At 37.2% G+C, this 959-nt stretch carries 1 protein-coding gene; it reads right to left on the bottom strand.

What is annotated here, in order from left to right; translation table 11 throughout:
- Positions 1-291: 291 nt before the first annotated feature.
- Positions 292-959, bottom strand: a 668-nt coding sequence (locus RHOW815_RS08280) for an integrase core domain-containing protein (RefSeq protein WP_215217803.1), incomplete at its 5' end; no start/stop codon positions are given.

The following is a 959-nucleotide window of genomic DNA, read 5'->3' as shown; positions in this document are numbered from 1 at the left end:
TCTCCTTGTGTTTGATTGTTAAAAATCACAATAGAGATTCTTTCATCGCCTGCCTATTCTTTTTTTAATTCTTCTGTGCACTTCAAACTTGAAAAGACTATGGAATATAGTTTGATAATGAAGATAATTGGCACAACCATCATAGACATGGAGGCGGTCATCACGGAAGGCATGGAGGTGGCCACCATCATTAATTGAAATTAAAGTATTTTTTTTGAAGAAAACCCTTTTTATACATAGTAGTGCCGATTCAAACGGCTAGCTTAATGGAGTTCAAGTCAACGACTTGTCCTAGACAGAACTTGAGTTGACAGACAGCACTTCATTGACAGTGTCAATTTGGTGTAATGTGTCTAGCTTTTTCATTTGTGCTAGATGCTTTGCATCCTGAAATGTTTGCCATGGTGTCTTCCCATAACAATATTTCCCAGAATGGACTCGCTCTTCATTGTACTCTTTTACCCATTTATCCAAATCCATTTGCAGTTCTTCTAGACTATGATACACTTTTTGCCTAAATGCTGATGCAGAAAATTCATTTTGAATCGTCTGAGGAAACTTCTCACAGATTCCGTTGGTTTGAGGATGCCTTGCCTTTGTTCGAGTATGTTCAATATCTTCTATTGTAAGATAGAGCTCATATTCATGGTATTCCCGACTCCCACAGTACTCTGTCCCTCTACGGTTAAGTATTCTTAACACTCTTAACTCTTGTTCTTCAAACCAGGGTATTGTTTTATCATTTAATACTTCTGCTGCTACTAGTGCATTTTTTCTGTCATACAACTTAGTAAAAGCAACTTTACTATAGGTTTCAATCACTGTTTGCTGATAGATCCTTCCCACACCTTTAATATTGCCTACATAATAGGTATCTTGTGCAACAAGATAGCCAGGGTGTTGTGTTTCTATTTCACCATGCGCTTCTTTAGCTTTTTCAAGCGCTCTTAATTGATCTT

This window comes from Candidatus Rhabdochlamydia sp. W815, from assembly GCF_018642185.1.
In the GTDB taxonomy this organism is placed as follows: Bacteria; Chlamydiota; Chlamydiia; order Chlamydiales; family Rhabdochlamydiaceae; genus Rhabdochlamydia; species Rhabdochlamydia oedothoracis.
The sequence above is the reverse complement of the archived record's forward strand: the minus strand, read 5'-3'. Positions and strand labels throughout refer to the sequence as shown.